This is a genomic window from Streptomyces anthophorae, assembly GCF_049310305.1.
In the GTDB taxonomy this organism is placed as follows: domain Bacteria; phylum Actinomycetota; class Actinomycetes; order Streptomycetales; family Streptomycetaceae; genus Streptomyces.
On record NZ_JBLWQQ010000001.1, the window covers coordinates 2,762,492 to 2,788,003 of the forward strand.

The 25,512-nt window shown below is 66.7% G+C and carries 17 protein-coding genes, 1 tRNA gene and 3 rRNA genes; 6 read left to right on the forward strand and 15 right to left on the reverse strand.

Annotated features, from left to right (window positions below; translation table 11 throughout):
- Positions 1 to 57: 57 nt before the first annotated feature.
- The 8 genes from ACNYS0_RS12255 to thyX form a co-directional block, all read right to left on the reverse strand.
- Positions 58 to 130: transfer RNA gene (locus ACNYS0_RS12255), tRNA-Thr, on the reverse strand.
- Between the two features lie 84 nt (positions 131 to 214).
- Positions 215 to 880: a DegT/DnrJ/EryC1/StrS family aminotransferase gene (locus ACNYS0_RS12260; protein WP_422411671.1), complete on the reverse strand. Its 666-nt coding sequence runs from the start codon at positions 878 to 880 to the stop codon at positions 215 to 217.
- A 118-nt stretch (positions 881 to 998) separates the two neighbouring features.
- A 5S ribosomal RNA gene (rrf, locus tag ACNYS0_RS12265) occupies positions 999 to 1,115 on the reverse strand.
- 88 nt (positions 1,116 to 1,203) lie between these two features.
- Positions 1,204 to 4,326: ribosomal RNA gene (locus ACNYS0_RS12270) — 23S ribosomal RNA — on the reverse strand.
- Positions 4,327 to 4,636: 310 nt separating this feature from the next.
- Positions 4,637 to 6,162 (reverse strand): 16S ribosomal RNA (locus tag ACNYS0_RS12275).
- The 16S, 23S and 5S rRNA genes sit together here, the layout of an rRNA operon.
- Positions 6,163 to 6,676: 514 nt before the next feature.
- On the reverse strand, positions 6,677 to 8,362 hold the full coding sequence (locus ACNYS0_RS12280; protein ID WP_422473195.1) for a ribonuclease J: 1,686 nt from the start codon (positions 8,360 to 8,362) through the stop codon (positions 6,677 to 6,679).
- Between the two features lie 147 nt (positions 8,363 to 8,509).
- On the reverse strand, positions 8,510 to 9,409 hold the full coding sequence (gene dapA / locus ACNYS0_RS12285) for a 4-hydroxy-tetrahydrodipicolinate synthase (protein ID WP_422410473.1): 900 nt from the start codon (positions 9,407 to 9,409) through the stop codon (positions 8,510 to 8,512).
- 199 nt (positions 9,410 to 9,608) lie between these two features.
- Positions 9,609 to 10,349, reverse strand: a complete 741-nt coding sequence (thyX, locus tag ACNYS0_RS12290; protein WP_422473197.1) for an FAD-dependent thymidylate synthase — start codon at positions 10,347 to 10,349, stop codon at positions 9,609 to 9,611.
- A 221-nt stretch (positions 10,350 to 10,570) separates the two neighbouring features.
- Between thyX and ACNYS0_RS12295 the strand changes: the two genes are divergently transcribed.
- Positions 10,571 to 10,810, forward strand: coding sequence for a hypothetical protein (locus ACNYS0_RS12295; RefSeq protein ID WP_422473199.1), 240 nt, complete (start codon positions 10,571 to 10,573; stop codon positions 10,808 to 10,810).
- A gap of 114 nt (positions 10,811 to 10,924) precedes the next feature.
- Positions 10,925 to 11,479, forward strand: a complete 555-nt coding sequence (locus ACNYS0_RS12300) for a hypothetical protein (protein ID WP_422473201.1) — start codon at positions 10,925 to 10,927, stop codon at positions 11,477 to 11,479.
- Between the two features lie 96 nt (positions 11,480 to 11,575).
- Here ACNYS0_RS12300 and ACNYS0_RS12305 read toward each other — a convergent pair whose 3' ends face one another.
- The 6 genes from ACNYS0_RS12305 to eccD all read right to left on the reverse strand — a co-directional run bounded on the left by ACNYS0_RS12305 (position 11,576) and on the right by eccD (position 18,670).
- Positions 11,576 to 12,028, reverse strand: coding sequence for a hypothetical protein (locus ACNYS0_RS12305; RefSeq protein ID WP_422473202.1), 453 nt, complete (start codon positions 12,026 to 12,028; stop codon positions 11,576 to 11,578).
- A 9-nt stretch (positions 12,029 to 12,037) separates the two neighbouring features.
- Positions 12,038 to 12,793: a 4-hydroxy-tetrahydrodipicolinate reductase gene (gene dapB / locus ACNYS0_RS12310; RefSeq protein WP_422473204.1), complete on the reverse strand. Its 756-nt coding sequence runs from the start codon at positions 12,791 to 12,793 to the stop codon at positions 12,038 to 12,040.
- A 36-nt stretch (positions 12,794 to 12,829) separates the two neighbouring features.
- Positions 12,830 to 14,206 (reverse strand): M16 family metallopeptidase, encoded by a 1,377-nt coding sequence (locus ACNYS0_RS12315; protein WP_422473206.1) that lies wholly within the window; start codon positions 14,204 to 14,206, stop codon positions 12,830 to 12,832.
- Positions 14,203 to 16,419, reverse strand: a complete 2,217-nt coding sequence (locus tag ACNYS0_RS12320) for a polyribonucleotide nucleotidyltransferase (RefSeq protein WP_422473208.1) — start codon at positions 16,417 to 16,419, stop codon at positions 14,203 to 14,205. Before ACNYS0_RS12320 ends, ACNYS0_RS12315 begins: the two co-directional genes overlap by 4 nt.
- A 292-nt stretch (positions 16,420 to 16,711) precedes the next feature.
- A complete protein-coding gene (rpsO, locus tag ACNYS0_RS12325; RefSeq protein WP_306323305.1) occupies positions 16,712 to 16,999 on the reverse strand; it encodes a 30S ribosomal protein S15 in 288 nt (95 codons plus the stop codon).
- A gap of 201 nt (positions 17,000 to 17,200) precedes the next feature.
- On the reverse strand, positions 17,201 to 18,670 hold the full coding sequence (gene eccD / locus ACNYS0_RS12330) for a type VII secretion integral membrane protein EccD (protein ID WP_422473210.1): 1,470 nt from the start codon (positions 18,668 to 18,670) through the stop codon (positions 17,201 to 17,203).
- Between the two features lie 285 nt (positions 18,671 to 18,955).
- Here eccD and eccCa point away from each other — a divergent pair, with 285 nt between their 5' ends.
- The 4 genes from eccCa (at position 18,956) to ACNYS0_RS12350 (ending at position 25,008) form a co-directional block, all read left to right on the forward strand.
- Positions 18,956 to 22,897, forward strand: coding sequence for a type VII secretion protein EccCa (gene eccCa, locus ACNYS0_RS12335; protein WP_422473212.1), 3,942 nt, complete (start codon positions 18,956 to 18,958; stop codon positions 22,895 to 22,897).
- Positions 22,898 to 22,999: 102 nt separating this feature from the next.
- The gene (locus ACNYS0_RS12340) at positions 23,000 to 23,272 is read left to right on the forward strand and encodes a hypothetical protein (protein ID WP_422473214.1); all 273 of its coding nucleotides are present in this window, start codon (positions 23,000 to 23,002) and stop codon (positions 23,270 to 23,272) included.
- 162 nt (positions 23,273 to 23,434) lie between these two features.
- The gene (locus tag ACNYS0_RS12345) at positions 23,435 to 24,457 is read left to right on the forward strand and encodes an SUKH-4 family immunity protein (protein ID WP_422473216.1); all 1,023 of its coding nucleotides are present in this window, start codon (positions 23,435 to 23,437) and stop codon (positions 24,455 to 24,457) included.
- Positions 24,458 to 24,531: 74 nt separating this feature from the next.
- Positions 24,532 to 25,008, forward strand: coding sequence for a hypothetical protein (locus ACNYS0_RS12350; RefSeq protein ID WP_422473218.1), 477 nt, complete (start codon positions 24,532 to 24,534; stop codon positions 25,006 to 25,008).
- Between the two features lie 63 nt (positions 25,009 to 25,071).
- Here the strand turns inward: ACNYS0_RS12350 and ACNYS0_RS12355 are convergent, their stop codons facing one another.
- A complete protein-coding gene (locus ACNYS0_RS12355) occupies positions 25,072 to 25,443 on the reverse strand; it encodes a hypothetical protein (protein WP_422473219.1) in 372 nt (123 codons plus the stop codon).
- Positions 25,444 to 25,512: the final 69 nt, after the last annotated feature.

Sequence of the window (25,512 nt, forward strand, 5' to 3'; positions counted from 1 at the left end):
CGGGGGCGGGGGAAACAGAAAAGGCCCCCGCCCGATGGGCGGAGACCTTAATTGAAGAGCCCCCAAGCGGAATCGAACCGCTGACCTTCTCCTTACCATGGAGACGCTCTACCGACTGAGCTATAGGGGCCTGTCGCTTTCGCGGTTTTCCGCTCGGCAACGACATAAAGCATACCTGATGTTGAGGCCCCTCAGAACCACCATCAGGACGGCTCTAGAAGGCCGGCTGCAACAATCCGCCCAATGCGTTGCAGGCATGCACGACCCGCTGCAACTGCCGCCGTGACATTGCCGCTTCGACCGGCAGGGCAAGCGTCTCGTCGGCGGCCCGCTCGGTTTCCGGAAGCGCGATGTCGTACCGGAAACCCGGCAGCCGGTGCACCGGCGTCTTCACCGGCACCCTGCACTCGACGCCCTTGCCTCGCAACACCCGCGCGAAAGCGTCCCGATCAGGCCGCCCATTACCGGGCACCCGCACCACGTACTGCTGATACGTGTGCCCCTCCTGCCCGACGGGAGTCCGCACGCCGGTGAGCCGCGCACTCAAATAGGCGGCACGCACACGGCGTTGAGCCACCTCGTCGTACGACTTCTCGGACTCGCCCGGCTCCTCAAGGACGAGCAGGCCGTGACGCCGGCCCAGCTCCCGCAGCCGGGCGAGATCGGCCCGGTGCCCAAAGCGGTGCACGGCGACGACCGCGGCCGTCCGCGCGCTCACGCCTGCGGCTACGTGGGAGGGATCGATGCAGTACGTCTCCGGGTGAATGTCGGCGAAGACCGGTACGGCCCCCGCCCGCACGACGTCCTCGGCCACCTCGGCGTTACCGAACGCCGGCACGATGACCTCGTCCCCGGTACCGACACCTGCGGCTCGCAGCATTTCAACTGTGCCCATGTCAGGGATCGTGCCCACGCGACGTGAACGACAGGTGACGAGCAACAAAAAAGAGCTGATCCCCGAACCAAAAGGTTCGGGGATCAGCTCTTTATCAAAATTAGTTCGGCGGCGTCCTACTCTCCCACAGGGTCCCCCCTGCAGTACCATCGGCGCTGTGAGGCTTAGCTTCCGGGTTCGGAATGTAACCGGGCGTTTCCCTCACGCTATGACCACCGAAACACTATGAAACTGTCAACCGGAGCCGTGGCACATGGCTACGACGGTTGTTCGTGGTTTCAGAACCAACACAGTGGACGCGAGCAACTGAGGACAAGCCCTCGGCCTATTAGTACCAGTCACCTCCACACCTTGCGGTGCTTCCAGATCTGGCCTATCAACCCAGTCGTCTACTGGGAGCCTTAACCCCTCAAAGGGGGTGGGAATACTCATCTCGAAGCAGGCTTCCCGCTTAGATGCTTTCAGCGGTTATCCTTTCCGAACGTAGCCAACCAGCCATGCCCTTGGCAGGACAACTGGCACACCAGAGGTTCGTCCGTCCCGGTCCTCTCGTACTAGGGACAGCCCTTCTCAATATTCCTACGCGCACAGAGGATAGGGACCGAACTGTCTCACGACGTTCTAAACCCAGCTCGCGTACCGCTTTAATGGGCGAACAGCCCAACCCTTGGGACCGACTCCAGCCCCAGGATGCGACGAGCCGACATCGAGGTGCCAAACCATCCCGTCGATATGGACTCTTGGGGAAGATCAGCCTGTTATCCCCGGGGTACCTTTTATCCGTTGAGCGACGGCGCTTCCACAAGCCACCGCCGGATCACTAGTCCCGACTTTCGTCCCTGCTCGACCCGTCGGTCTCACAGTCAAGCTCCCTTGTGCACTTACACTCAACACCTGATTACCAACCAGGCTGAGGGAACCTTTGGGCGCCTCCGTTACCCTTTGGGAGGCAACCGCCCCAGTTAAACTACCCATCAGACACTGTCCCTGATCCGGATCACGGACCCAGGTTAGACATCCAGCACGACCAGAGTGGTATTTCAACGACGACTCCACAACCACTGGCGTGGCCGCTTCACAGTCTCCCACCTATCCTACACAAGCCGAACCGAACACCAATATCAAACTGTAGTAAAGGTCCCGGGGTCTTTCCGTCCTTCTGCGCGAAACGAGCATCTTTACTCGTAGTGCAATTTCACCGGGCCTATGGTTGAGACAGTCGAGAAGTCGTTACGCCATTCGTGCAGGTCGGAACTTACCCGACAAGGAATTTCGCTACCTTAGGATGGTTATAGTTACCACCGCCGTTTACTGGCGCTTAAGTTCTCAGCTTCGCCACACCGAAATGTGACTAACCGGTCCCCTTAACGTTCCAGCACCGGGCAGGCGTCAGTCCGTATACATCGCCTTACGGCTTCGCACGGACCTGTGTTTTTAGTAAACAGTCGCTTCTCGCTGGTCTCTGCGGCCACCCCCAGCTCAGAGTGCAAGACTCATCACCAGGAATGGCCCCCCTTCTCCCGAAGTTACGGGGGCATTTTGCCGAGTTCCTTAACCATAGTTCACCCGAACGCCTCGGTATTCTCTACCTGACCACCTGAGTCGGTTTAGGGTACGGGCCGCCATGAAACTCGCTAGAGGCTTTTCTCGACAGCATAGGATCATCCACTTCACCACAATCGGCTCGGCATCAGGTCTCAGCCTCGTGTGCGACGGATTTACCTACCGCACGGCCTACACCCTTACCCCGGGACTACCATCGCCCGGGCTGGACTACCTTCCTGCGTCACCCCATCGCTCACCTACTACCAGCTTGGGCCGGCGGCTCCACCACTTTCCATTCCCCGAAGGGTCCGGAACGGCTTCACGGCCTTAGCATCACTGGATTCGATGTCTTTCGCGTCACAGCGGGTACCGGAATATCAACCGGTTATCCATCGACTACGCCTGTCGGCCTCGCCTTAGGTCCCGACTTACCCTGGGCAGATCAGCTTGACCCAGGAACCCTTAGTCAATCGGCGCACACGTTTCTCACGTGTGTATCGCTACTCATGCCTGCATTCTCACTCGTGAACCGTCCACAACTACCTTCCGGTGCTGCTTCACCCGGCACACGACGCTCCCCTACCCATCACAGCGGGCGTTGGCCCTATAGCTGCAATGACACGACTTCGGCGGTACGCTTGAGCCCCGCTACATTGTCGGCGCGGAATCACTTGACCAGTGAGCTATTACGCACTCTTTCAAGGGTGGCTGCTTCTAAGCCAACCTCCTGGTTGTCTCTGCGACTCCACATCCTTTCCCACTTAGCGTACGCTTAGGGGCCTTAGTCGATGCTCTGGGCTGTTTCCCTCTCGACCATGGAGCTTATCCCCCACAGTCTCACTGCCGTGCTCTCACTTACCGGCATTCGGAGTTTGGCTAAGGTCAGTAACCCGGTAGGGCCCATCGCCTATCCAGTGCTCTACCTCCGGCAAGAAACACACGACGCTGCACCTAAATGCATTTCGGGGAGAACCAGCTATCACGGAGTTTGATTGGCCTTTCACCCCTAACCACAGGTCATCCCCCAGGTTTTCAACCCTGGTGGGTTCGGTCCTCCACGAAGTCTTACCTCCGCTTCAACCTGCCCATGGCTAGATCACTCCGCTTCGGGTCTTGAGCGCGCTACTATGTCGCCCTGTTCGGACTCGCTTTCGCTACGGCTTCCCCACACGGGTTAACCTCGCAACACACCGCAAACTCGCAGGCTCATTCTTCAAAAGGCACGCAGTCACGACTGCATGTGCAAGCACATACAGCGACGCTCCCACGGCTTGTAGGCACACGGTTTCAGGTACTATTTCACTCCGCTCCCGCGGTACTTTTCACCATTCCCTCACGGTACTATCCGCTATCGGTCACCAGGGAATATTTAGGCTTAACGGGTGGTCCCGCCAGATTCACACAGGATTTCTCGGGCCCCGTGCTACTTGGGTGTCTCTCAAACGAGCCGCTAACGTTTCGACTACGGGGGTCTTACCCTCTACGCCGGACCTTTCGCATGTCCTTCGTCTACATCAACGGTTTCTTACTCGTCTCACGGCCGGCAGACCGTAAAAGAGAGATCCCACAACCCCGCACACGCAACCCCTGCCGGGTCTCACACGTATACGGTTTGGCCTCATCCGGTTTCGCTCGCCACTACTCCCGGAATCACGGTTGTTTTCTCTTCCTGCGGGTACTGAGATGTTTCACTTCCCCGCGTTCCCTCCACACTGCCTATATATTCAGCAGCGGGTGACAGCCCATGACGACTGCCGGGTTTCCCCATTCGGAAACCCCCGGATCAAAGCCTGGTTGACGACTCCCCGGGGACTATCGTGGCCTCCCACGTCCTTCATCGGTTCCTGGTGCCAAGGCATCCACCGTGCGCCCTTAAAAACTTGGCCACAGATGCTCGCGTCCACTGTGCAGTTCTCAAACAACGACCAACCACCCATCACCCCAAACCTTCCGGTTCGAGTGCACTGGGGCCGGCACTGAAGGATCAGGCTCTACAGCCCGTACCTTCAGACACCCAACAGCGTGCCCGACACGTTCAGTTGAAGCTCTGTGTTCCACGCCGAAGCAGTACTAACAGTCCTCATCCTGACCGTGCCGAATAATCAACGTTCCACCCATGAGCAACCACCGTCGAACGTGTGCCGACGTAATGGCCCTGGACCACCAAACAAGTTTGGCGGCCTAGATGCTCCTTAGAAAGGAGGTGATCCAGCCGCACCTTCCGGTACGGCTACCTTGTTACGACTTCGTCCCAATCGCCAGTCCCACCTTCGACAGCTCCCTCCCACAAGGGGTTGGGCCACCGGCTTCGGGTGTTACCGACTTTCGTGACGTGACGGGCGGTGTGTACAAGGCCCGGGAACGTATTCACCGCAGCAATGCTGATCTGCGATTACTAGCAACTCCAACTTCATGGGGTCGAGTTGCAGACCCCAATCCGAACTGAGACCGACTTTTTGAGATTCGCTCCACCTTGCGGTATCGCAGCTCATTGTATCGGCCATTGTAGCACGTGTGCAGCCCAAGACATAAGGGGCATGATGACTTGACGTCGTCCCCACCTTCCTCCGAGTTGACCCCGGCGGTCTCCTGTGAGTCCCCATCACCCCGAAGGGCATGCTGGCAACACAGAACAAGGGTTGCGCTCGTTGCGGGACTTAACCCAACATCTCACGACACGAGCTGACGACAGCCATGCACCACCTGTACACCGACCACAAGGGGGCGCCTGTCTCCAGACGTTTCCGGTGTATGTCAAGCCTTGGTAAGGTTCTTCGCGTTGCGTCGAATTAAGCCACATGCTCCGCTGCTTGTGCGGGCCCCCGTCAATTCCTTTGAGTTTTAGCCTTGCGGCCGTACTCCCCAGGCGGGGCACTTAATGCGTTAGCTGCGGCGCGGACAACGTGGAATGTTGCCCACACCTAGTGCCCACCGTTTACGGCGTGGACTACCAGGGTATCTAATCCTGTTCGCTCCCCACGCTTTCGCTCCTCAGCGTCAGTAATGGCCCAGAGATCCGCCTTCGCCACCGGTGTTCCTCCTGATATCTGCGCATTTCACCGCTACACCAGGAATTCCGATCTCCCCTACCACACTCTAGCTAGCCCGTATCGACTGCAGACTCGGGGTTAAGCCCCGAGCTTTCACAATCGACGTGACAAGCCGCCTACGAGCTCTTTACGCCCAATAATTCCGGACAACGCTTGCGCCCTACGTATTACCGCGGCTGCTGGCACGTAGTTAGCCGGCGCTTCTTCTGCAGGTACCGTCACTTGCGCTTCTTCCCTGCTGAAAGAGGTTTACAACCCGAAGGCCGTCATCCCTCACGCGGCGTCGCTGCATCAGGCTTTCGCCCATTGTGCAATATTCCCCACTGCTGCCTCCCGTAGGAGTCTGGGCCGTGTCTCAGTCCCAGTGTGGCCGGTCGCCCTCTCAGGCCGGCTACCCGTCGTCGCCTTGGTGAGCCATTACCTCACCAACAAGCTGATAGGCCGCGGGCTCATCCTTCACCGCCGGAGCTTTTAACCCCCATCCAGGAGAATGGGAGTGTTATCCGGTATTAGACCTCGTTTCCAAGGCTTGTCCCAGAGTGAAGGGCAGATTGCCCACGTGTTACTCACCCGTTCGCCACTAATCCACCCCGAAGGGCTTCATCGTTCGACTTGCATGTGTTAAGCACGCCGCCAGCGTTCGTCCTGAGCCAGGATCAAACTCTCCGTGAATGTTTCCGGGATATCCCGGTGACACCACGAGAGCGGAACGGTCGGAGGAATGATCCGACCGTTCACAGCGTCCTCGCTGTGCGCCTGCCCGTCCAAAGGACCGGCAGGACTTTTCAAAGGAACCTCGTCCCAGCGGATGCTGGAGACGGGGTATCAACAAATTTTGGCGTTGATTTTTGGCACGCTGTTGAGTTCTCAAGGAACGGACGCTTCCTTTGTACTCACCCTCTCGGGCTTTCCTCCGGGCGCTTCCCTTCGGTATTTCGTGTTTCCAACCTTACCAGATCCGTTTTCCGTTCCGTTTCCGGTTCGGATTTCATTTCCGGTGGCCGTTGGAGGGCCTTTGCCTTTCGGCGGTGCCGACTTTATCAGAGATTCTGAGTCGGAATTTCCCGCCCCTGTCGGGGAGTTGGTCCGAGCACGTGAGTGCGGCGGGTTCCCCTTGAGCGGAGCCGTAAACGTACTGGAGCGGGGCGCCCCGATGCAAATCGAGGCGCCCCGCTCCTTACGTGCCTCAGACCTCGACGACGACCGGGAGGATCATCGGGCGACGGCGGTACGTGTCCGAGACCCACTTGCCCAGCGTGCGGCGGATGAGCTGCTGCAGCTGGTGGGGTTCGACGACGCCGTCCTGGGCCGACTTCTCCAGGACGTCCTGGATCCTCGGGAGGACGGCGTGGAACGCCGAGTCCTCGATGCCGGAACCGCGGGCCTGGATGTTCGGGCCGCTGGTGATCTTGCCGGTGCTGGAGTCCACCACCACGAAGACCGAGATGATGCCCTCGTCCCCGAGGATCTTGCGGTCCTTGAGCACGGGCTCGCCGATGTCGCCCACGGAGAGGCCGTCGACGTAGACGTAACCGGCCTGGACCTTGCCGGAGATCTTCGCCTTGCCGCCGACCAGGTCGACGACGACGCCGTCCTCGGCGATGACGATCCGGTCGTGCGGGACGCCGGTGAGGGCGCCGAGCTCGGCGTTGGCGCGCAGGTGGCGCCATTCGCCGTGGACCGGCATCAGGTTCTTCGGCTTGCAGATGTTGTAGAAGTACAGGAGCTCGCCCGCGGACGCGTGGCCCGAGACGTGCACCTTGGCGTTGCCCTTGTGGACCACGTTCGCGCCCCAGCGGGTCAGGCCGTTGATCACGCGGTAGACCGCGTTCTCGTTGCCGGGGATGAGCGACGAAGCCAGGATCACCGTGTCACCGGAGACGATCCGGATCTGGTGGTCGCGGTTGGCCATGCGGGACAGGGCCGCCATCGGCTCGCCCTGGGAACCCGTGCAGACCAGGACGACCTCGCTGTCGGGCAGGTCGTCGAGCGTCTTGACGTCCACGACCAGGCCGGCGGGGACCTTCAGGTAGCCGAGGTCACGGGCGATGCCCATGTTGCGGACCATCGAGCGGCCGACGAAGGCGACCCGGCGGCCGTACTCGTGCGCGGCGTCCAGGATCTGCTGGATGCGGTGCACGTGGCTGGCGAAGGAGGCGACGATGATCCGCTTCTGCGCGCTGGCGAAGACTCCGCGGATCACGTTCGAGATGTCGCGCTCGGGCGGGACGAAGCCCGGGACCTCGGCGTTCGTCGAGTCGGTCAGGAGGAGGTCGATGCCCTCCTCGCCGAGCCGCGCGAACGTCGGGAGGTCGGTCAGGCGACGGTCCAGCGGGAGCTGGTCCATCTTGAAGTCGCCGGTGTGGACCACCATGCCCGCGGGGGTGCGGATGGCGACGGCCAGCGCGTCCGGGATGGAGTGGTTGACCGCGATGAACTCGCAGTCGAACGGGCCCAGGCGCTCGCGCTCGCCCTCGGACACCTCGAGGGTGTACGGGCGGATGCGGTGCTCCTGGAGCTTCGCCTCGATGAGGGCGAGGGTCAGCTTGGAGCCGATCAGCGGGATGTCCGGCTTCTCGCGCAGGAGATACGGGACGGCGCCGATGTGGTCCTCGTGGCCGTGCGTGAGGACGATGCCCTCGATGTCGTCGAGACGGTCCCTGATGGACGTGAAGTCCGGCAGGATCAAGTCGATTCCGGGCTGCTCCTCCTCGGGGAAGAGCACTCCGCAGTCGACGATCAGCAGACGGCCTTCGTACTCGAAGACGGTCATGTTGCGCCCGATCTCACCGAGGCCGCCGAGCGGGGTGACCCGCAGGCCGCCCTTCGGAAGCTTCGGCGGGGCGCCGAGTTCAGGATGCGGATGACTCAAAAGACTCTCCTCAAACACGCGCGCCACGTACCTGTAGGCACGTGGCGCGCATGACGTTCGTGCAATAGCAGTTGTGGTGGTTCTTGGGTCTTGCTGTTCAGTTGGTGATTCTGTTCATTCAGTTGTGAAGCTTTGCCAAGTCTGTGATCAGAGTTGTACCCCGCCGGCAGCAAGATCGATCTTGAGCTGGGCCGTTTCTTCGGGGGTGAGTTCCACGAGCGGCAGGCGCAGCGGCCCCGCGGGGATCCCCTGGAGGCCGAGAGCGGCCTTCGTCGTGATGACACCCTGCGTGCGGAACATGCCGGTGAAGACGGGGAGCAGCTTCTGGTGGATCTCCGTCGCCTTGTGCACGTCGCCCGTGGAGAAGGCGTCGAGCATGGCGCGCAGCTCGGGCGAGACGAGGTGGCCGACGACCGAGACGAAGCCGCACGCGCCGACCGAGAGCAGCGGCAGGTTGAGCATGTCGTCGCCGGAGTACCAGGCGAGGCCCGAGCGGGCGATGGCCCAGGAGGCGCGGCCGAGGTCGCCCTTGGCGTCCTTGTTGGCCACGATGCGCGGGTGCTCGGCGAGCCGGACGATCGTGTCGGTGTTGATCGGGACACCGCTGCGACCCGGGATGTCGTAGAGCATCACGGGGAGCTCGGTCGCGTCGGCGATCGCCGTGAAGTGGCGGAGCAGGCCCTCTTGCGGGGGCTTGTTGTAGTACGGCGTCACCGTGAGCAGGCCGTGCGCTCCGGCCTGCTGGGCCTGGCGGGCGAGCTCGATGCTGTGCCGGGTGTCGTTGGTGCCGACGCCCGCGACGACGTGGGCACGGTCGCCGACGGCCTCGACGACGGCTCGTACGAGATCCGATTTCTCCGCGTTGCTGGTGGTCGGGGACTCGCCGGTGGTGCCGTTGACGACCAGGCCGTCATTGCCTGCGTCCACCAGGTGGGCGGCGAGCCGCTGCGCGCCGTCGAGGTCGAGTGCGCCGTCCGCCGCGAAGGGCGTGACCATGGCGGTGAGGACCCTCCCGAAGGGGGTCTGCGGAGTCGAGGTCGGAGCCATGGGTAACACGCTACTCGCTGCTCAGTACCGGGTCCCCCCTCGGGGGATGCGACAAGTCAGAACAAAGGTGGAGCCCGGCACTGCCTGCTCGGGGGTTCAAGCAGTGCCGGGTCCGTTTGATCAGGCTAGATGAACTTTACGAAAAGCCGCAATACGGACACTTCAGTCGAGCGTCCGTACATCTGTGCCGATACCCGAGCTACGGCGCCACGCGGCCGTTGGCATTGAACGCCGCGTAGGTGAGCGGCATCAGGGCGGCCCACTCCGCTTCCATCTTCTCGCCGACCATCTCGATCTCCCGCTGCGGGAAGGACGGCACCTTGGCCAGCTCGTGCTGCGTGCGCAGGCCGAGGAAGTGCATCAGCGAGCGCGCGTTGCACGTCGCGTACATCGACGAGAACAGGCCGACCGGGAGCACCGCGCGGGCCACCTCGCGGGCGACACCCGCGGCCAGCATCTCCTGGTACGCCTCGTACGCCTGGCGGTACGAGTCCTCCATGACGCGGCCCGTCAGCTCCTGCTGCGCCTGCGTGCCCTCGACGAACCGGTACTTGCCCGGACGGCCCTCCTGGACCAGCTTGCGGTCGGCGTCCGGGACGTAGAACGTCGGCTGGAGCTCCCTGTAGCGGCCCGACTCTTCGTTGTACGACCAGCCCACGCGGTGCCGCATGAACTCCCGGAAGACGAAGATCGGGGCGCTGATCAGGAACGTCATCGAGTTGTGCTCGAAGGGGCTGCCGTGCCGGTCCCGCATCAGGTAGTTGATCAGGCCCTTGGAGCGCTCGGGGTCCTTCGACAGCTCGTCGATCGACTGCTCGCCGAGCGTCGAGACGCGGGCCGCGAACAGCACGTCCGTGTCGCTCGCGGTGTGCTTCACCAGCTCGACGGTGACGTCGCCGAGGAACGTCGGCTTGAGGTCTTCAGCTGGGGTTTCGGTCATGCTGCCGGGGTCCTTCCCATCACTTCGCAAGGGCGGCGCCCACTCTACGGGCCACCACTGACAACAGGGCATTCGCTCGCTTGTCACAACGATCTCCGGCGAAGAGGAGCGAAGTTTGGTGAATTTGGTGAAACAGGGCACCCTTTGAAGCGATCGATCGTCTGTGTAGATGAACACATTTTTGATCGAGCATCACCAGTCGCTTGAGGAGAAGCAGTCCCATGTTCCGTCGGCGCGAGCCCGTACCGTTCGCCTTCATAGCCGAAGCCGACCAGTTCCGTAGCAACGTCACCCCGCCCGCGCGTGAGCGTCCCTCCGCCGGGCAGCGCGCAGGACGCGCGCTCGTCGGCCTCACCGTCGTGGCCGGCCTCGTGGGCGCCCTGCTGATCGGCATGCCCGCCCTGTCGATCGATCAGACCACGCAGCACGTACAGCAGTCGGAGGCGGCCGACAGCCGCTGACGGTCGCCGGTCGGCCCCGCCCCCTCTGGCCCCCTGGAGTGGAAGGCGGGTGCGACCCCGGATAGCCTCACCGGGCACAGCCCCCATACCGCGTGGACCGAGTGAGGACCCGTCGTGCCCCTGCCCTTCCTGACGGCCGACCGTGCTTTGGACGAGGCCGCGGACATCCCGCTGCCCTTCGACGACCGCGACCAGTGGCGCCGTCCCTACCGCCCCGGCCCGTACCGGGTGGGAGCGGCCGCGCTGCTGCTGCTCCTGGCGTCGTACGTGCTGTTCGCCTCGGTGATCATCGCCGTCGCGGGCGACACGCCTGCCGCCACGCTCTGCGGCATCCTCGCGGTGCTGATCATCGCGTCGGCGCTGCGACTGCTGCGCATGGGCACCTGGGTGAGCGCGCGCGGCGTGCGGCACGTCGCCTTCTTCCGCACCCGGACGGCGCCGTGGGACCGGGTCGCCACGGCGCGTACGGTGCAGCAGCCCGTGCGCTGGCTCGGGCTGCCCCGCACCGTGCAGGGGCAGGCGCTGATCCTCGTACAGCGGGATCAGCAGGGGGACCAGACGACGCTGCTCACCAGTCACAGCGCGGACTTCCTGGGGCGGCGCACGGCGTTCGACCGGGCCGCCGACACCGTGGAGGTCTGGGCCGAGGAGTACCGCGCCCGGCGCTGACGCACACGCGCGTACCCGTACGCGCACCTACGAAGGGGCCGCACCGGCACGATGCCGGTGCGGCCCCTTCGTCCGTGGATCGGGCGCCTGCGCGGGTCAGACGCTCACGGAGCGGCCCTCATGGAGCGCGATCGCGCGCTGCATCGCCTTCCGCGCGCGCGGAGTGTCCCGTGCGTCCCGGTAGGCGACGGCCAGACGGAACCAGCAGCGCCAGTCGCCCGGCGCGTCCTCCGTCTCGGCCTTGCGCCTGGCGAAGACCTCGTCGGCCGAGTCCCGGTCGATGCGGCCGTACTGGTCGCGCCGGAGTTCGTCGACGGGCAGCCCGCCCTCCGCCTCCAGGAGTTCGCCGAGCCGGTTGGCCTTGGTGACGAACCGGGTGTTCGCCCACAGGAACCACACACCGATCACCGGCAGGATCAGCACCGCGACACCGAAGGTGATCGTCAGTGCCGTGCCCTGCTGGAGGAGCATCACGCCGCGGTCGCCGGCCAGGACGAAGTAGAAGACCAGGACGAGGGCCGTGACGGCATAGGTGATTTTCGCGCGCATCGCAGCAGGTCAGCCGTTCAGATCGAGGAAGTGTTCCAGGCCGAAGGTGAGGCCGGGGTGCGTGGTGACCTTGCGGGCGCCGAGCAGGATGCCGGGCATGAAGCTGCTGTGGTGCAGCGAGTCGTGCCGGATCGTCAGCGTCTCGCCCTCGGCGCCCAGGAGGACCTCCTGGTGCGCCAGGAGGCCGCGCAGGCGGACCGAGTGGACCGGGACGCCGTCGACGTCCGCGCCGCGCGCTCCGTCGAGCGCCGTGGCCGTGGCGTCGGGAGCGGGGGCGCTGCCCGCCTTCTCCCGTGCCGCCGCGATCAGCTGCGCGGTGCGGGCAGCCGTGCCGGACGGGGCGTCGACCTTCTTCGGGTGGTGCAGCTCGATGACCTCGACGGACTCGAAGTACGGCGCTGCCGCCTCCGCGAACTTCATGGTCAGGACCGCGCCGATGGAGAAGTTCGGGGCGATGAGCACGCCCGTCTCCGGGGAGTTTGCCAGCCACTGGTTCAGCCGCGCGAGGCGCTCGTCCGTCCAGCCCGTGGTGCCGACGACGGCGTGGATCCCGTGGCGTACGCAGAACTCCAGGTTCTCCATCACCGAGTCGGGCGTGGTCAGTTCGACCGCGACCTGGGCGCCGGACTCCACGAGGGCGTCCAGCTTGTCGCCCCGGCCGAGGGCCGCGACCAGCTCCATGTCCTCGGCCGCCTCGACGGCCCGTACGGCCTCGGAGCCGATGCGGCCCTTGGCCCCGATGACCGCCACGCGCAGCTTGCTCATGATCTACCAGTTCCTTCAGTGCGTACGGAAAAGGGGTTACGCGACCGCTTCGTGCAGGCGCGATGCCTGCTTGTCCTTGAGCGGGCCGATGACCGACAGGGACGGGCGCTGTCCCAGGATGTCGCGTGCGACCGCGCGCACCTCGTCCGGGGTCACCGCCGAGATGCGCTCCAGCATCGCGTCGACCGACATCTGCTCGCCCCAGCACAGCTCGCTCTTGCCGATGCGGTGCATGAGCGCCCCCGTGTCCTCGAGGCCGAGGACCGTGGAACCCGCGAGCTGGCCGATGGCGCGGCTGATCTCGTCGTCGCTGATGCCGTGCTGCGCGACCTGGTCCAGCTCGTCGCGGCAGATCTTCAGCACGTCGTGCACCTGGCTCGGCCGGCAGCCCGCGTAGACGCCGAACAGGCCGCAGTCGGCGAAGCCCGAGGTGTACGAGTACACGCTGTACGCCAGCCCGCGCTTCTCCCGGACCTCCTGGAACAGGCGGGACGACATGCCGCCGCCGAGCGCCGTGTTGAGCACGCCCATGGCCCAGCGGCGGTCGTCCGTACGGGCGAGGCCCGGCATGCCGAGGATGACGTGGGCCTGCTCGGTCTTGCGGCCGAGGAGTTCCATACGTCCGGCGGTGCGCAGGGTCTTGCGGCCCCCGCGCGGGGCGACGGGCGCGGCGAGGTCCTGCGGGACGCCCGCCCTGTCGAAGGCGGCACGGACCTGGCGTACGACCTTGTTGTGGTCGACATTGCCCGCCGCGGCCACGACCAGGTGCGTCGGGTCGTAGTGCTTCTTGTAGAAGCGCGTGATCTGGTTCCTGCTGAGCGCGTTGATCGTGTCGACCGAGCCGAGGACCGGGCGGCCCAGCGGGGTGTCGCCGAGCATCGTGTGCGCGAACAGGTCGTGCACGACGTCGCCCGCGTCGTCCTCGGTCATCGCGATCTCTTCGAGGATCACGCCGCGCTCCGCGTCGACGTCCTCCTCCTCGATGAGCGAGCCGGTCAGCATGTCGCAGACGACGTCGATGGCGAGCGGCAGGTCGGTGTCGAGCACGCGCGCGTAGTAGCAGGTGAACTCCTTCGCCGTGAAGGCGTTCATCTCGCCGCCGACCGCGTCTATGGCGGCCGAGATGTCCAGCGCGCTGCGCTTTTTGGTGCCCTTGAAGAGCAGGTGCTCCAGGTAGTGCGTCGCACCGTTCAGCGTCGGCGTCTCGTCGCGCGAGCCCACGTGCGCCCAGATGCCGAAGGTGGCCGAGCGGACCGAGGGCAGGGTCTCGGTGACGATGCGCAGACCGTTCGGCAGCGTCGTCTTGCGGACCGTGCCGATGCCGTTCGCGCCCTTGATGAGGGTTTGGGTACGGGCGACGGCCCGCCCCTCCGAAGAGGTGCGGGCCGTCGCCTGGGTGCTACGGGACGTCACTTGTCGGTGTCGTCCTTCGCCTCGTCGCCCTCTTCGCCCTCGATCACGGGGATCAGGGAGAGCTTGCCGCGGGAGTCGATCTCGGCGATCTCGACCTGGACCTTCTGGCCCACGCCGACGACGTCCTCGACGTTCTCCACGCGCTTGCCGCCGGCGAGCTTGCGGATCTGCGAGATGTGCAGCAGACCGTCCTTGCCCGGCATGAGCGACACGAACGCACCGAAGGTCGTCGTCTTCACGACGGTGCCCAGGTAGCGCTCGCCGACCTCCGGCATGGTCGGGTTGGCGATGCCGTTGATCGTGGCGCGGGCGGCCTCGGCCTGCGAGCCCTGAGCGGCACCGATGTAGATGGTGCCGTCGTCCTCGATCGTGATGTCGGCGCCGGTGTCCTCCTGGATCTGGTTGATCATCTTGCCCTTCGGGCCGATGACCTCACCGATCTTGTCCACGGGGATCTTGACCGTGATGATCCGCGGGGCGTTGGGGGACATCTCGTCCGGGACGTCGATCGCTTCCATCATCACGTCGAGGATGTGGAGGCGGGCGTCGCGGGCCTGCTTGAGGGCGGCGGCCAGGACGGAGGCCGGGATGCCGTCGAGCTTCGTGTCCAGCTGGAGGGCCGTAACGAAGTCCTTCGTACCGGCGACCTTGAAGTCCATGTCACCGAACGCGTCCTCGGCACCGAGGATGTCGGTGAGGGCGACGTAGTGCGTCTCGCCCTTGATCTCCTGGGAGATCAGACCCATGGCGATACCGGCGACGGGGGCCTTCAGCGGCACACCGGCGTTCAGCAGCGACATGGTGGAGGCGCAGACCGAGCCCATGGACGTCGAGCCGTTGGAGCCCAGCGCCTCGGAGACCTGGCGGATCGCGTAGGGGAACTCCTCGCGGGTCGGCAGGACCGGCACGATCGCGCGCTCGGCGAGCGCGCCGTGGCCGATCTCGCGACGCTTCGGGGAGCCGACGCGGCCCGTCTCACCGACGGAGTACGGCGGGAAGTTGTAGTTGTGCATGTAGCGCTTGCGGGTCACCGGCGAAAGGGTGTCCAGCTGCTGCTCCATGCGGAGCATGTTGAGGGTGGTGACGCCCAGGATCTGGGTCTCGCCACGCTCGAACAGCGCCGAGCCGTGCACGCGCGGGATGGCCTCGACCTCGGCGGCCAGGGTGCGGATGTCGGTGACACCGCGGCCGTCGATGCGCTTCTTCTCCTTGATGACGCGCTCACGGACCAGGGACTTGGTCAGCGAGCGGTACGCGGCGGAGATCTCCTTCTCGCGGCCCTCGAACTCCGGGAGGAGCTTCTCGGCGGCCAGACCCTTGACGCGGTCCAGCTCGGCCTCGCGCTCCTGCTTGCCCGCGATGGTGAGGGCGGCGGAGAGCTCGGTCTTGACCGCGGAGGTCAGGGCCTCGAGCACGTCGTCCTGGTAGTCCAGGAAGATCGGGAACTCGGCGGTCGGCTTGGCGGCCTTCGCGGCGAGGTCCGACTGGGCCTTGCACAGCACCTTGATGAAGGGCTTCGCGGCGTCCAGACCGGCGGCGACGACCTCCTCGGTCGGCGCCTCGGCGCCGCCCTTGACCAGCTGGATGGTCTTGTCGGTGGCCTCGGCCTCGACCATCATGATCGCGACGTCGCCGTCCTCAAGGACGCGACCGGCGACGACCATGTCGAAGACGGCGTCCTCGAGCTCGGTGTGCGTCGGGAACGCGACCCACTGGCCGTTGATCAGCGCGACGCGGACGCCGCCGACCGGGCCGGAGAAGGGCAGTCCGGCCAGCTGCGTGGACGCGGACGCGGCGTTGATCGCCACGACGTCGTACAGGTGGTCGGGGTTGAGCGCCATGATCGTGGCGACGACCTGGATCTCGTTGCGCAGGCCCTTCTTGAAGGACGGGCGCAGCGGGCGGTCGATGAGGCGGCAGGTGAGGATGGCGTCCTCGGAGGGACGGCCCTCACGGCGGAAGAAGCTGCCGGGGATCTTGCCGGCCGCGTACTGCCGCTCCTCGACGTCCACCGTGAGGGGGAAGAAGTCGAGGTTGTCCTTGGGGTTCTTCGAGGCCGAGGTGGCCGACAGCACCATGGTGTCGTCATCGAGGTAGGCGACGGCGGAGCCGGCGGCCTGGCGGGCCAGACGGCCCGTCTCGAAGCGGATGGTGCGGGTGCCGAAGGAGCCGTTGTCGATGACGGCCTCGGCGTAGTGGGTCTCGTTCTCCACTAGCGTTTTCTCCGTTACTTTCGTCTGTTACGTCTTTTGTCCGCTGCTGCCCGTGTGGCAGAGGGACGAGGTGGAGAAGCGCGCCTTGGGTGCGGGCCGGTCTTCGATCGAAGCTCCCGGGGATCCTCTTGCGTCTCCGGGGGCCACTACCGAGGACCGGCGGCGGCGAGGTGACGCTTCTCCTCATATGCGTCGTCGTGCGTCACCAGACTACAAAGCCTCGGTGACAGTGCGCACGTACGGCAAAGGGAGCGGCCCCCTCAATCGGGAACCGCCCCCTCTCACAGCGTCTTTATCGGGCGCCGGCCGCACCGCGGCGGATGCCGAGGCGCTCGACCAGCGTACGGAAGCGCTGGATGTCCTTCTTGGCCAGGTACTGCAGCAGGCGGCGGCGCTGGCCGACCAGGATGAGCAGGCCACGACGCGAGTGGTGGTCGTGCTTGTGCGTCTTGAGGTGCTCGGTCAGGTCCGAGATGCGGCGGGAGAGCATGGCGACCTGGACCTCGGGGGAGCCGGTGTCGCCCTCCTTGGTGCCGAACTCGGTCATGATCTGCTTCTTCGTAGCGGTGTCGAGAGCCACGCTTACTCCTCGTAGAGTCTGATTGCCGCCGAGTGCCCCTGGTCTACATCTCAGGAGAGCTTCCGAAACTCGGGAGGCGGGGATCCGCTGGGCGCTGCCCCCAGGAATGTCCTGCAATGCCGGGGGCGCGTACACAAACGGCCGTCACACAGCGTACCAGCAGCCCGGCGGCCGGCCGGACGGCGGCCGCCGGGCCCCGGATCAGCTGACCATGCTGCGCACCTGCGTGTAGAGGCCGAGCACCGCGAGGCACAGCGGTACGAGGGTCAGCAGCACGAAGCCGTCGAACAGGTCGAGCATGCGACCCCAGAACGGGGAGACACCCTTGCGCGGCACGGACAGGCCGACGATCACGAGCAGGCCCGCTCCCCCGCCGATCGCGGCGGCGAACCAGAGGATGTGGATGTTGAGCGGGGCGCTGTCGCCCTGGAGGAAGCTCTGGAGCAGGTCGTGCGGGGTGTTCAGGGTCACGCCGAGGATCAGCAGGCCGAGGATCAGCAGACCGCCGACGACCAGGGACGCGACCTGCGCCGTGTAGTCGAACAGCCGGGCGCGCAGCATGACGGCGATGCCGGCGGCCAGGGCGAGCAGCTGCGCCCAGACGTCGTCGGAGAAGCCGAGGACGACACCGGCCGAGGCGACGGCGAGGGCCGCGCAGCCGATGACGAGGCCGAGGAGCAGCTCGTGGGCGCGCTTGACCTGGGCACCGATGCGGTCGAAGTCGATGTGCTCCTCTTCGTCGCGCCCGTAGTCGCGGCCCTGGGAGATCTGGTCGGGCGAGCGGTAGCCGATGGGCAGCCGGGCGGAGCGGGCGGACATGCCGGGCAGCCAGGCCATCGCGATGATCGAGACGACCGCCGTGACACCGGCGACCTCGCTCGGCGAGGCCTCGGTGATCAGTGCGCCGAACGTGGCGAGCGCGCCGACGGCCGAGCCGAGGGCGGCGGCGACGAAGACGGCGTCGCCGTGCGGCAGCAGCACCACGAGCAGCGCGGCAGCGATGAGCACCACGACGCAGCCGGACAGCAGCTGGAGCCGGCCCGGGCCCGAGCCGTCCTCGGCCGGGAAGATCCCCGAGCCCGCGATCAGCAGGTGCGGCAGGGCGGCGAGGCCCAGCGAGGTGGACGCGGCACGGTCGTCGTACACCCGCGCACGGACCACGGAGAAAGAGACGAGCAGGACGCCGACGACACCGGCGATGATCCCGGGCAGGCTGTGCATGTCGCGGTCGACCGGGTTCGAGAACCAGAGCGCGAACGCCATCAGCGTCAGCAGCAGGACGCCCGCGCCGAGGCCGACGACGCTCATCAGTCCGTCGCTCCAGCGGCGCCGGTCGCGGCGGACCGCGGAGGCGACCGCGTCGGAGACGTCGTCGAACACCGCGGCGGGCAGCGACTCGGAGAACGGACGCAGCAGCAGCACGTCGCCGTCGAGGACCCGCTGGTCGGCGAGCGAGCGGCCGGCGTCGAGAACGGTGCCGTCCCTGCGGACCAGGTGGTACCCGGTGGGGTCGCCCTCGGCCTGGCTCTGCCCGGAGAGCTGGAGGATCTCCGGGTAGATGTCGGCCAGAGCGGCGTCTTCGGGCAGTGCCACATCGATACGTGCGTCCGGTGCGGCGACGGTGACCCGGCAGAAGCCGGTTCCGCCCCCGGCAAGAGCTGTGGTGCTCACCTCGCGGTTCCCCCTAATGTCATGACTTGGTGTGGCATCGGTGCGGCGGCGCGGCGTCCGGACGGCGTCACGCGCGGTGCGACAGCGTAGCGTCCTGAGCCCATCTCACCCCACAGGCCCCGCTACTTGACGGGAGTCAGTAGGATCACCGGGCACGCCGGAGCTCTGCTGTCTTCGGCCTGGGGGAACCGCCAGTAACGGGGGCGGTCCGACATTTCCCGACGTGCACGACATCCGTGCGCGCAGAACTGATCGTCGACTGAAGATTTAAGGACTGGTGCTTCGGTGAGCGTGGTCATCGTCAAGCGACCGCCTCGGGTGCTGCCACCCGACGTACCGACGGACGAGGTGCGTCTCGAGCCGCCGCCGGAGCTGGCGCGGGCCGAGGACCAGAACCTGATGATGAGCCTGCTGCCCATGCTGGGCATGGGCACGTCCTCGGCGTTCTTCTTCACCTCGGGCCAGTCGATCATGAAGATCATGGGCGGCGTCATGATCGTCTCCACCCTGGCGATGGCGCTCGCACAGCTGATCAAGGCCCGGCAGGGCGGCGGGGCCGAGATGGCCCAGGAACGCCAGGACTACCTCAAGTACCTGACCCAGGTGCGGCGTGACGTGCGGACCACCGCGCGCATGCAGCGGGACGGGCAGTACTTCCTGCACCCCAACCCGGAACAGCTGTGGGCGCTCGTCGCCGAGGGCCGCCGGGTGTGGGAACGGCGCTCCAGCGACTCGGACTTCACCCAGGTGCGCCTGGGCCTCGGCCCGCAGCAGCTGGCAACTCCCCTGATGGCGCCCGAGACCGCGCCGCTCGACGAGCTGGAACCGCTCACCGCGCACGCGATGAAGTCGTTCCTGGAGACCCACGGCACGCTGGACGCACTGCCGTTGGCCGTGTCGCTGCGGTCCTTCTACCACGTGAGCGTCTCCGGAGATCCGGACACCACGTACGGCGCCGCGCGCGCCATGATCGCCCAACTGTGCACCCTGCACTCCCCCGAGGACCTGCGGGTCGCCGTGGTGGCCTCCCCCGGCGCGATGGCCGAGTGGGAGTGGACGAAGTGGCTGCCGCACGTGCAGCACAGCACCAACGACGGCGCCGGATCGCAGCGCGTGATCGTGGGCGACCTCGGCGAGGTCGAGGAGATGCTCGCCGACGAACTGGAGGGCCGCGGCCGGTTCAACCCGCAGGGCACTCCGGTCGTCGACCAGCCGCACCTCGTCGTCGTCATGGACGGCGGCGGCATCCCCGACGACTCGCTCATCGCGGGCGCCGAGGGCCTTCAGGGCGTCACGATCATCGAGGTCGTCCCCGGCATCGTGGAGGAGCTGCGCGGCTCGCTCTCCGTGCAGGTGCAGCCGGGTGAGCTGCTGCTCGAATCGCAGGGCGGCACCCAGTACACCGGCACCTGCGACACCCTGTCGCTGACCGAGGCCGAGGCGCTCGCGCGCCAGCTCGCGCCGCTGCGCGCCGGTTCGGCGGACGGCGACGAACCGCTCCTCGCCAACCTGGACTTCACCGAGCTGATGGGCATCGGCGACGCCGGTTCGGTCGACGTCGCGCGCACCTGGCGGCCCCGCACCCTGCACGAGCGGCTGCGTGTGCCGCTCGGTGTGGACCGCGACGGGCAGCCGGTCATGCTCGACATCAAGGAGGCCTCCCAGGAGGGCATGGGCCCGCACGGCCTGTGCGTCGGCGCCACCGGTTCCGGTAAGTCCGAGGTGCTCCGCACCCTCGTGCTCGCCCTCACGGTGACGCACTCCTCGGAGACGCTGAACTTCATCCTCGCCGACTTCAAGGGCGGCGCGACCTTCGCGGGCATGTCCGAACTCCCGCACGTCGCCGCCGTGATCACCAACCTGGCCGACGACCTCACCCTCATCGACCGCATGCGCGACTCGATCACCGGTGAACTCCAGCGCCGCCAGGAACTGCTCCGCTCGGCGGGCAACTACGCGAACATCACCGACTACGAGAAGGCCCGCGCGGCCGGCGCCCCGCTGGACCCGCTGCCCTCGCTCGTCATGGTGCTCGACGAGTTCTCCGAACTCCTCACCGCGCGCCCGGACTTCATCGAGATGTTCATCCAGATCGGCCGCATCGGCCGTTCCATGGGTGTGCACATGCTGCTCGCCTCGCAGCGCCTGGAGGAGGGCAAGCTCCGCGGTCTGGACACCTTCCTCTCGTACCGCATCGGTCTGCGTACGTTCTCGGCCGCCGAGTCCCGTACCGCGATCGGTGTCCCCGACGCGTACCACCTGCCGAACGTCCCCGGCTCGGGCATCCTCAAGTACGACACCGAGACGATGATCCAGTTCAAGGCGGCGTACGTCGGTGGCGTCTACCGGGCCGGTGGCGGCGGTGGCGGCGGTTCGCGCACCCACCGGCAGCCGGTGCTGTTCACGGCCGCGCCCGTCGCCGAGCAGATCATCCACGAGCCGGAGCCCGAGGTCGTTCCCGACCAGGTCGACGACGCGCTCGCGGACACCGTCCTCGACGTGATCGTGGCGCGCATCGTCGGCCAGGGACCGCCCGCCCACCAGGTGTGGCTGCCGCCGCTGGAGGAGTCGCCCTCGGTGGACTCGCTGCTCCCGCCGCTGTCGGCGACCGCGGAGCGCGGTCTGCACGCCGCCGACTACCCGGCGCTCGGCAAGCTGGTCGTGCCGATGGCGCTCGTGGACAAGCCGTTCGAGCAGCGCCGCGACATCCAGTACCTGGACTTCTCCGGTTCGGCCGGTCACGGTCTCGTGGTCGGTGGTCCGCAGTCCGGCAAGTCGACCCTGATCCGGTCGATCATGACCTCGTTCGCGCTCACCCACACCCCGTCCGAAGTGCAGTTCTACTGCCTGGACTTCGGTGGCGGCGGCATGCTCGCGATGGAGGGCCTGCCGCACGTCGGCGGGGCCGCCTCGCGCCTCGACTCCGAGAAGGTGCGCCGTACGGTCGCCGAGGTCCGCGGCATCCTCAACGAGCGCGAGGAGTTCTTCCGCGCCAACAACGTCGACTCCATCGGCACGTTCCGGTCCCGGCGTGCGGCCGGGCAGTACCCGGACCAGCGGTGGGGCGACGTCTTCCTCATCATCGACGGCTGGGCGGCCTTCAAGACCGACTACGAGCAGCTCGACCCGGTCATCCTCGATCTGGCCTCCCGCGGTCTCGGCTTCGGTATCCACCTGATCATCGGCTCCGGCCGCTACACCGAGGTCAGGCCCGCCCTGCGCGACCAGCTCCTCAACCGTGTGGAGCTCAAGCTCGGTGACCCGATGGAGTCGGAGTTCGACCGCAAGAAGATGGAGGCCGTGCCGCTCGGCATGCCCGGCCGCGGTCTGACCCCCGACAAGCTCAGCTCGCTCAGCGCGCTGCCCCGCATCGACGCCTCGTCCGACGTGGAGACCCTCGGCCAGGCCATCGAGCACATGGTGACGACGGTCGCCGAGCACTGGCAGGGCCCGCCGGCCCCGCCGGTGCGGATGCTGCCCACCAAGCTGCACATCAGCGAGGTCCCCAAGGGCAACGACTTCCCCGAGCGGGGCGTCGCGATCGGTGTCGACGAGACCACGCTGTCGCCGTCGTTCATCGACTTCGAGACCGACCCGCTGATGGTGGTCTACGGAGAGTCCGAGTCCGGCAAGTCCGCGTTCCTGCGCATGATCGCCAAGCAGATCTCGGAGCGGTACGCGACCGACAAGGCGCTCATCGTCGCCGGTGACTACCGGCGCGCGCACCTGAGCGAGCTGCCCGAATCGCACCTCTACAAGTACTGCGCCTCGGGCCCGCAGCTCCAGGAGGTCGTCACCGGCCTCGCGGGCTCCATGGGCCGCCGTATGCCGGGTCCGGACGTCACGCCGGAGCAGCTGCGCAACCGGTCCTGGTACGACCTGCCGGACGCGTTCGTCATCGTCGACGACTACGACCTGGTGGCGACCAGCTCCGGCAACCCGCTCCAGTCGCTGCTCGAGTACCTGCCGTTCGCCCGCGACCTGGGCCTGCGCGTCATCATCGCGCGCAGCTCCTCCGGTGCGGCCAGGTCCTCCTTCGAGCCCGTCATGCAGCGCATGAAGGAGCTCGGCGCGACCGGTCTCGTGCTGTCCGGTGACCCGGGCGAGGGCCAGATCTTCGGCCCGCTCAAGCCGCAGAAGCTGCCGCCGGGCCGAGGCATGCTCGTCACCCGCAAGGGCGGGGCGCAGCTGGTGCAGACGGCCTGGATGCCGATGCGGAGCAATTAGCGGCCGCTTGGGCGACGATGCGTACCGTGCGGCGCCGGGGATCGGGGAACCGATGCCCGGCGCCGTACGCTTTTGCCCGAACCGACGTGAAGGAGACGACAGTTGAGCACGCCGCCCCGCACCGCCGATGAGGCGCTCGCGATCGCCCGGACGACCTTCCAGCCGCAGTGCGCGGACGGAACCCCCGCGACGCTCAACGTCCAGGAGTTCGACCTGGGCTTCCTGATCTACGCGACGTTCCCGCCGACCGAGCCGCCTTCGTACGGGGGCAGCCACCTGGTCATCTCGAAGACGGACGGCTCGACGATGTACGTCCCGAACTTCCCGCCGGACTCGGCGATCAGCCTGTACCGGCGGCAGATCGGCCGGGGCTGACGCGGGACGCCGCCAGATCTCGCCCTGCCCACTGTCACCGGGCGGCACTAGACTTCGCGGTCACCGCGCCGCGGTCCTCGGCCACTTCGCGAGGGCCTTGCCGGCCGGCCGCTTCGACGCCTTCCTTGACCGTTCACCACCCCGTCCGATGGAGACCCAGCCGTGACCACGCACGACCAGGACGAACGGCAGGCCGCGCAGCCGGACAGCGGCGGCTCCCGCGCCGCCACCGGGCCCGGCAACACCGTGGTGTTCACGTACGTCGATCCGCGCACCGGCGAGGAGACGTATCTGACGCGCGTCTCCGGACCGGGCCTGCCGCACGTCGAGTACCAGGGGTGGGCGGACCTGCGCGCCGCGGAGGTGCCCGCGAGCAATGTGGTGGCGGTCCACACCGACCTCAGTCCCAGCTCCCTGCCGGGCGGCTACACACTCGACGCACTCAGCGCGAATTTCCCGAACGCGGCGCTCTCCTTTGGCCATCCGTACGGCGGGGACCCGGCGGAGCGCGCGGAAGGCGTCGCGGCGCTGACCGCGCAGGTGGAGTCGATGGCGCGGCTCGCGGGCCAGGCGCCGCCGCCGCGCCCGCACCGCGTGCCGCTGCCGGCCCCGACGGGTTCGGCGCAGGCGCCGGCCGCCGAGCTCCCGGGGAACCTTCCCGTACAGCGCTACGGGACGGAGCTGCTCGCCTCGGCCGCGCTCCCGGACGCCGCGCGCGCGGTGCTCGAGAGCCCCGGCCTCCCCGCCGACGTCCGCTTCTTCTTCACCGCGGACCGGCCCGAGGACCCTCCGCGCGGCGGCCTGTTCGTGGACGCGGCGACCCATCTGCGGGAGCTCGGCGCCGAGTTGTCCGACGCCGCCGCCGACATCCTCTCCGCGCACACCCGGATCGGTACCGACGGCCAGTACGTCATCACGGTGCAGCAGGAGGCCGGCAGCGTATGGGCGGCGAACCCGGCGACGGGCAGCGGCCGTTACGTGAACGGCTCGGTCGCGGCCTTCGCCCACTGCCTCGCCGCGCTCGTCACCACGCGCGGGCCGATGCCGGGCATGAATCCGTACGAGGCCGGTTCCGCGGTCGCCGACTTGCAGGCCCGCCTCATCGCGCTCGACCCCACGTGCTTCGACGATCCCGGCAACTGGTGGTCGGTGATCATCGAGCAGATGTGGCACGGCCTGTTCTGACCCGCTGCCCGTCCGTCTGTTCGTCTGTCCGTCTGTCCGTCTGTCCGCCCCGTCCGCAGCCCGAGAGGACACTCATGCCCCGCGAAGGATTCCGTACCGATACGACGTCCCTGGCCACGGAAGGCGCGAACTTCCAGGACTTCGGGACCGCGTTCGCCAAGGCGGCGGCCGCCCTCCAGAACGGCCTGGCGTCCGTGAACGCCTGCGCCCCCACCAGCGGCGAGGCACCCGCGCCCGAGAAGGGCCAGGTGGAGGGCTTCGTCCAGGGGCTGACCAGCTTCGCCGACAAGGCGGACATGCCGCCGTGGGGCGACGACGAGATCGGCGAGAAGTTCGGCATCGCCTACGAGGGGCTTCAGACCGGCATGTTCGAGTCGATGCAGCACCTCGCGCAGGAGCTGACGAACATCGGCGGCGCGCTCGGCGCGATGGCCAAGAACCACAGCGAGAACGAGTCCTTCAACGAGCAGCTGATCCGCCAGGAACAGAACGACGTCGACTTCGCGGCGGGCGGGGGCGGCACGATCTCCAGCATGAGCAAGATGACGTGACGGGGGCCGGGCCCGCCTGGCGGGCCTGCCGGGCGGGTACGAGGCGGGGGCCCGTGGCGCGGGTCAGATCGCCTGACCCACCCCGATGACGAGCAGCGCGCCGACCATCAGCCACAGCCCCTTACGTCCCATGCCACCCGCGCCGCGCACGGCGAGCCACAGCGCGCCGCAGCCGCCGACGACCCCCAGGGCGTTGGCACCGATCGCGACCGCACCGGCGCTCCCCACGGCCTGTCCGATGAGCGCCGCGACGGCCGCCGCGAGGAAGACGGCCGCGCACACGATCCCCCGCAGCCGCTCGCGCCGCACCGCCTCGGCGACGCGCTCCCGCTCCTCCGCCAGCGCGCGCTCCTCCGGCGGGAGCTCGGTCTCCCACTTCCGCGAGAAGTCCGCCTCCCACTGCAGTCCGGTGCCGTCTCCACCCGTACGTGTCATGCCCGCGACCCTAGCCGACCAGGGGGCTGCGGCTCATCCTGAGCTCTCTACGTGCTCTCTACGTGCTCT

Coding starts and splice junctions, on each gene's coding strand:
- ACNYS0_RS12305 (WP_422473202.1), bottom strand. CDS start 12,028: ATGCGCGCGAAAATCACCTATGCCGTCACGGCCCTCGTCCTGGTCTTC.
- ACNYS0_RS12355 (WP_422473219.1), bottom strand. CDS start 25,443: ATGACACGTACGGGTGGAGACGGCACCGGACTGCAGTGGGAGGCGGAC.
- ACNYS0_RS12260 (WP_422411671.1), bottom strand. CDS start 880: ATGCTGCGAGCCGCAGGTGTCGGTACCGGGGACGAGGTCATCGTGCCG.
- ACNYS0_RS12350 (WP_422473218.1), top strand. CDS start 24,532: ATGCCCCGCGAAGGATTCCGTACCGATACGACGTCCCTGGCCACGGAA.
- dapB (WP_422473204.1), bottom strand. CDS start 12,793: ATGAGCAAGCTGCGCGTGGCGGTCATCGGGGCCAAGGGCCGCATCGGC.
- dapA (WP_422410473.1), bottom strand. CDS start 9,409: ATGGCTCCGACCTCGACTCCGCAGACCCCCTTCGGGAGGGTCCTCACC.
- ACNYS0_RS12295 (WP_422473199.1), top strand. CDS start 10,571: ATGTTCCGTCGGCGCGAGCCCGTACCGTTCGCCTTCATAGCCGAAGCC.
- thyX (WP_422473197.1), bottom strand. CDS start 10,349: ATGACCGAAACCCCAGCTGAAGACCTCAAGCCGACGTTCCTCGGCGAC.